The sequence below is a fragment of the Neobacillus drentensis genome (assembly GCF_036962765.1).
Classification (GTDB): Bacteria; Bacillota; Bacilli; order Bacillales; family Cytobacillaceae; genus Neobacillus; species Neobacillus drentensis_C.
Genome location: NZ_JBALOS010000124.1, coordinates 35446 through 41827, shown reverse-complemented (window position 1 = coordinate 41827; position 6382 = coordinate 35446). Strand labels below are relative to the sequence as shown.

5 protein-coding genes and 4 tRNA genes are annotated in these 6382 nt (G+C 37.7%); 8 read left to right on the top strand and 1 reads right to left on the bottom strand.

From position 1 onward, the window contains the following. The first annotated feature begins 164 nt into the window (after positions 1-164). From V7137_RS16320 to V7137_RS16285, 8 genes are all read left to right on the top strand, one after another. Positions 165-240: transfer RNA gene (locus V7137_RS16320), tRNA-Val, on the top strand. Between the two features lie 19 nt (positions 241-259). Next, a tRNA-Thr gene (locus V7137_RS16315) sits at positions 260-335 on the top strand. 7 nt (positions 336-342) lie between these two features. After that, positions 343-417, top strand: a tRNA-Lys gene (locus tag V7137_RS16310). A 74-nt stretch (positions 418-491) separates the two neighbouring features. Continuing rightward, positions 492-564: transfer RNA gene (locus V7137_RS16305), tRNA-Ala, on the top strand. 258 nt (positions 565-822) lie between these two features. Continuing rightward, positions 823-1122 (top strand): hypothetical protein, encoded by a 300-nt coding sequence (locus tag V7137_RS16300; RefSeq protein WP_335699058.1) that lies wholly within the window; start codon positions 823-825, stop codon positions 1120-1122. A 288-nt stretch (positions 1123-1410) separates the two neighbouring features. Next, positions 1411-2319, top strand: a complete 909-nt coding sequence (locus V7137_RS16295; RefSeq protein ID WP_335699059.1) for an RNA-guided endonuclease InsQ/TnpB family protein — start codon at positions 1411-1413, stop codon at positions 2317-2319. A gap of 855 nt (positions 2320-3174) precedes the next feature. Then, positions 3175-3441 carry a hypothetical protein gene (locus V7137_RS16290; RefSeq protein ID WP_335699057.1) on the top strand — a complete coding sequence of 89 codons (267 nt, stop codon included), beginning with the start codon at positions 3175-3177 and terminating at the stop codon, positions 3439-3441. A gap of 164 nt (positions 3442-3605) precedes the next feature. Next, complete coding sequence (locus V7137_RS16285) at positions 3606-5006, top strand: Ig-like domain-containing protein (RefSeq protein ID WP_335699056.1); 1401 nt, start codon at positions 3606-3608, stop codon at positions 5004-5006. 178 nt (positions 5007-5184) lie between these two features. On the opposite strand, the gene V7137_RS16280 is transcribed toward V7137_RS16285, so the two are convergent. Next, the gene (locus tag V7137_RS16280) at positions 5185-6378 is read right to left on the bottom strand and encodes a MalY/PatB family protein (protein ID WP_335699055.1); all 1194 of its coding nucleotides are present in this window, start codon (positions 6376-6378) and stop codon (positions 5185-5187) included. Positions 6379-6382 lie beyond the last annotated feature (4 nt).

Genomic DNA, 6382 nt, shown 5'->3' with positions numbered 1-6382 from the left:
ATGGTAGTTGGGACACGCGTCCCTGTGAGAGTAGGACGTTGCCAGGCTAACCCTTAGGGGTTATTTTTTTGTCCAAATTTGATCTGGCCCCTTGGTCAAGTGGTTAAGAAACCTCCCTTTTCCGGAGGTAACACGTGTTCAAATCCTGTAGTAGTCCCATAATTGGAGGATTAGCTCAGCTGGGAGAGCATCTGCCTTACAAGCAGAGGGTCGGCGGTTCGATCCCGTCATCCTCCACCATATTTTTTCCCGAACAAATGCCGGGGTAGCTCAATTGGTAGAGCAACTGACTTGTAATCAGTAGGTTGGGGGTTCAAGTCCTCTCGCCGGCACCATTTTTTATGAGCCATTAGCTCAGTTGGTAGAGCATCTGACTTTTAATCAGAGGGTCGAAGGTTCGAGTCCTTCATGACTCATTATTTTGAATTAATATGAAAGTGTTGCGGAATTGGCGGGTTCAATTCCAGTGTTCACGACCTTTTTTATATTATGGGGCCTTAGCTCAGCTGGGAGAGCGCCTGCTTTGCACGCAGGAGGTCAGCGGTTCGATCCCGCTAGGCTCCACTTGTTAGGAAGACCCAAGTTTGGTTATGTGAATATTATAAGATGAAATAGCAAAACAAAGGGAATGGATAGCCATTCCCTTTGTTTTTATCAAAAAGCAGCGTAAATCCCCTAGCTTCAGATATGGGGATATAAGCTGTATTTTTTTCGAATTTTTTTAGGATAATACCAGTAATTTTGCTATACATCCCTTGGAGTTATTTGGTATAATGAGAGTGTGTACAGAACGTTCGTTCTGTTTATGAAGGGGGGAATAAAATGTATCGATCCTATAAAATACAAATTCAGCCGGAACATGAATTGTTTGACTACTGTGACTCCCTCTGTTTTAAAGCGAAAAACTTGTACAATATCACCAACTACTATATTAGACAGGTTTATACAGCTTTAAAAAAAGAAACGAGAACTGAAAATCAGCTTCAAGTTTTAACAGATATTCAAGACCATTTACCTCAAATGAATAAAATTCGACTAAAAAGTTTTGAGAGAGCCAAATCTAAGCCTAAAAAAGTCAATAATAGTGGTCATGCATTGGAGCCAAAACTGAAGCTATTTTGAAATGCCCCACCCAGAGAAAGCCTTCCTTCCCTATAACTTTGTAGAAGCACTATTTAAAGTGATGAAACAAACCGATTACATTTCTATGCCCTCTCAGTCCAATCAACAAACAATCAAAAAGGTCTATGATGATTGGAAAAGTTTCTTCGAAGCCTCAAAGAAATATAAAACCAAGCCTGCTAGTTTTTCAGGAAAACCAAAGATACCTAAGTATAAACCGAAGAATGGACGTACGACAGTTTATTTAACCAATCAAATTACTAAAATTAAAAATCGAGATGTACTTTCATTTCCGGGAACTCTCATAAATTAAAACTGGGGAAAATCTCACATAATGATGGTAAACTACAACAGGTGCGTATTGTCCCGTCCTATGGTCGGTATGTGATAGAAGTTGTTTTTAAATGTGAACAGGAAAAGGAGATCAAACGATCAGAAAAACAATTAAATGAGTGGATATTTGAGCCGAAACGAGTAATGGGGATTGATTTGGGCGTTGATAACCTTGCAACTATCATTGATAACATGGGGCTAAAGCCTCTGCTTATCAAGGGCAAATGGTTAAAATCGATCAATCAATACTATAACAAATTAAGAGCCGAATACATGAGTATCCTTCGAAATGGAAAAGGACCAAAGGAAGGGAAGTTTAACACCACAAGATTAATTTCATTAGACCGAAAAAGGAACAATCGAGTCATGGATTTTTTACATAAGGCCAGTGCAAAAGTAGTGGAGATCGCGAAAGAAAGAACCATAGATACAATCATCATTGGAAAAAATGAGGGTTGGAAGATGGAGGTTGAGATGCAAAAGACGAGTAAACAAGCCTTCATACAAATCTCATATGCCACTTTCATCGGGATGATTCGATACAAAGCAGAACGCCACGGAATTCAAGTCATTGTTCGGGAAGAAAGCTATACCTCCAAGTCTAGTTTCTTGAATCATGACCCAATTCCGACTTACGGGGGAGAGAACCAAACTTATTTTAGCGGGTATAGAAGCAGTCGAGCTTTTTACAAAATCAAAGGCTCTAAGATTTTGATCCATGCGGATGTGAATGGAGCTTTGAATATTGTCCGTAAACATACGAAGGATGTTTTCAAAGGACTGGAGAGAAAACAGTTCCTCCAATCCCCACGAAAAATAATTATCATGAAGAAGAGAAAGGCAAAGCTGAAGGCCACGGCCTGATGTAGTAGCGGGACTTGTGGTAGCCCTCGTAAAGACAATGGGCTTAACAGCCTATTCTTTCGAAACCCCTAGCTTTAGCTATGGGGATACTCATGCTCAAGAATTTAGTTATTGAAAAATGGTCACCCAGATCCATATATTTAGGAAAATTAGAAAAGACATTGAAGCATAAAAAGGACAAAAGGCATCTGAATGGAACCATTCAGATGCTTTTGTATTTATACAGGTTTATAACAGTTGTCGACATTCTTTTCAGGTATTTGGAAGGATAAAGTCAGTAATGGTGCGCAGAGAGCCACTTTTAATCAAACGTTTGTGTAGTGGTGAAAAGGCGGGAGTTTACTAGAATCGTGTAAGTTCGAGAGAAACCTAACTGATTTTGTGGGAAATTGGGTTATTTCCTGCGAAATATATTAACTGTTCTCGACAATTTTCTTTCCTGCTTGGCGGGGAAGATTACTAAAGGTCAGTACTTGAAGCAGTTTTAATCAAACGATTGATTAGTATATCTTATACGGAATTTAGTCGAAAAGATGTCGATTAGTGCAATTAGAGGATGCAACGCTATATATCGACTTACTGTATATCCATTTTCCAACAATTTATTCATGCTTATGGACGGACTGACCCTTAATTATCAAGGGTTGAAGCACGTTTAATTAAAAGATTGGTTAAAAGGGAAATCTGAGGAAAATAGGCGAAGTTTGTCATCTAACCGATTGTAATGGAGTGAAAGTTTGTATAGCTAAATGTTTATTAGTCCTTAAACTACTACTTAATAAGTAGTGGGTGAGTGCTACAATTTGTTTTGTGGAAATGGAATATTTTAGCGTTAATCTCATTGGGGGTGTTGGAATGGGAAAGCATGTATGGAAGGTTAGAGCGGACTTTTACCAGCAAGGATTGAACGAAGGTGATATTATTTCATCGATCGAAGGAAGATACAAAATATTAAATACAGCTTACAGAAATCAGTACGGTGAATTTTTCCTTTGTGAATTTTTAGATGACTATCAGGATGACGATACCAGCTCTCAGACGCAAAAGGGAATTGTAGCAAAAATCCTCACAACCGTTATGAAATTATTGTATTGGTCTTATAGTTTCCTTCTTAAATATTAAGCTATATTGACAATCGTGGTTGTTGTTTAAAGAGTTAATGCCTAGTCTTTAATGATATATTTTTTGTAGAAAAATGCCTATAGAATCTAATGGTCGTGCCGGGAAGTATGTAGTAGTATGGTATTTGTAAGGTGTTCTTTATAATGAAAAAAAGAGGTGGTTGTGTGCGTAATAAAGGAGTTTTATCGTTGGTTGCAGTAGGGTTATTAGTTTCATCTTTGTCTGTAGGTACTGTTAAGGCAGAAGGAAACGAGTATGAATTATCAAAGAAATTAATTGAACGTCAGGTTGAAAAGCCACTCCAACAAGGTATCATTGATTCTCATGCGCTAAATCAACTTGAAAAAGAAGTGAAAGGTTCTCAATCCTATTCAGCAAAAAGTTTTAATAAAATGGGAGCAGCGAGTAGTAGTATTTCCAGTAGTGAAGATTATTTAATTGAAACGGAGTACAACAATGATTTTGATTCTGCAAATGTTACTTCATATGAAAAACCAACAATTGGTCAATTACTTCCTTTGTATGATATAGATATTCATAAAGTAGTTGTGCCTAGAGATGGAATTTTATTAGTAGCTGGGGGCACTAACTCAAGTGCTATTGATCTAGGATTCGCTGTTGTGCAAAAGGATTTTGTTGAGAATGATAACTTAGTATATTTAGGCTCTGAATATGAGGAGGATGGGTTTGTATATCAAGCGTACCAAGCTAAAGTGGGTACATACTTTGTGGGTGTTCTAGACTTAGATAACGACTACTATGACAATAATACAGAAGGTGATTTATACGCTATTGCTCCTGCATTTATAGACAATGTTGCACCAAGTAAGCCGAGTGTAAACAAGGTGGATAATAATGATACAGTTGTAACTGGAAAGGTAGAATCCGGATCTACCGTTACTATTAAAAGTGGTAATACGGTACTAGCAACTGCCAATGCTGCCTCTAATGGAGTTTTCTCAGCAAAGATAGCTGTTCAAAAAGCAGGTACAAAGTTAGCGGTCACAGCTAAAGATAGCGCTGGAAATGTGAGTGCAAGTGTGACAGTAACTGTTGCAGATGTTGTTGCACCAAGTAAACCAGTTGTTAAAAAGGTTGATAATAACGACAAAGTAGTAACTGGGAAGGCAGAGGCTGGCTCTTCAGTTACGGTTAAAAATGGAACCAAAGTGCTAGGAACGGCGAAAGCAGCATCTACTGGAGCTTTTTCTGTTAAAATAGCTGTCCAAAAAGCAGGTGCGAAAATAAAGGTTACAGCTAAAGATGGAGCAGGAAATGTAAGTTTTAGTGCATCAGTAACTGTAGCAGATGTTATTGCGCCGAGAAAGCCAACTGTTAATAAAGTAGATGATAACGATAGAAAGGTAACAGGGAAGGCTGAAGTGAACTCAAGAGTTACTGTGAAGGTAGGAAGTAAATCCCTTGGTTCAGCTAATGCTGATTCAAAAGGAAACTACTCAGTAAAGATAAAAGCACAGAAAAAAGGAACAACACTTGCTGTAACTGCAAAGGATAAGGCAGGTAATAAAAGTCAAAAGAGAACGATCAAAGTTGTAAAACATTAAATCTAATGAAAGAGTAAAGGGTTAATTCCTTTTGAAAAAAGCCCCTTTAGCGGGGTGGGGGAAAGTTTACCCAAAACTTCCGATTGTCCCCTATAAAAACCGTCACTGTGGCGTTTTTCAAGAAACAAAAGCAGATACCAATTATTAAGGTATCTGCTTTATCGATTTTGTGGCGCTTTTAGTAATCCTTACTTTCAAGATACTCGATTGCTTTCTTAAATCGCTGTAATCCTTCCATTACTTTTGAACGTGGGCATCCGACATTCATACGTAAATATCCTTTTCCGTTATCACCATAGGTTTGTCCAGACATAATGGCTACTTTCCCATGATGAACAAGAGCATGTTGGAGCTCCTCATTCGAATAAGGAAGCTTGGAAATATCAATCCATGCTAAGTAAGTTGATTCAGATACGTTTAGACAGGCCAATGGTATATGTTCTTCTAAAAAGTATTTGATGGCTATCATATTTCCTTCTATATAATCATTTAATTCCTCTACCCATCGGCCGCATTCATTGTACGCTGTCATCATTCCAATAGAACCTAGCGTACTTGCTGAAGAAAGGCCGTCTCGATTTTTTAATGTCACTAGAAACTCTTCTTTTAGCTCTTGGTTAGGAATAATCGCATAGGATCCACTTAATCCAGGTGTATTAAAGGTTTTGCTTGCTGATGTACAAATACAAATATTTTCTAAATCTTGAGCAGCATTTACAATTGGAATATGAACATAGGGCTTACGTACAATATCCATATGAATTTCATCTGAAATAATAAATACTTCATGTTTTTTACAAAGCCCTATGATTCGTTCAAGTTCTTCTTTTGTCCAAACACGTCCTGTTGGATTATGAGGGCTGCATAATAGAAGTACCTTCGCTCTCGGATGGGCAAGTCTTTTCTCTAAATCATCAAAGTCAATGATATACTTACCATTTTCTTGAAGTAATTTATTACTAGATAAATTTCTCTTATTATCTTCAATTAGTTTAAAAAAAGCGTCATAGGCAGGAGTTTGTGTCACCACATAATCTCCCTCATCTGTCAGCATTTGAACGATTTTAGAAATCGTGTAAATAACTGTTGGACTGTACACAATCCAATCTTTATCAATGGCGGTGGAAAATCTTTCATTAAACCATTTCACAATAGCCCCTTTGAACTCATCATGATTCCATCTGGTGTAGCCAAAAACACCATGCTCTAGGCGTTTTTTTAAACCTTGAAGTACTTCAGGCGGACATAGAAAGTCTGTATCTGAAATAGAAAAGGGTAAAAGATCCTTTTCGCCAAACCTATCCTCAATATAATCCCATTGTGTGCAATAGGTCCCTAATCGATTTATTTCTTGGTCAAATAGATGTTTCATTTGT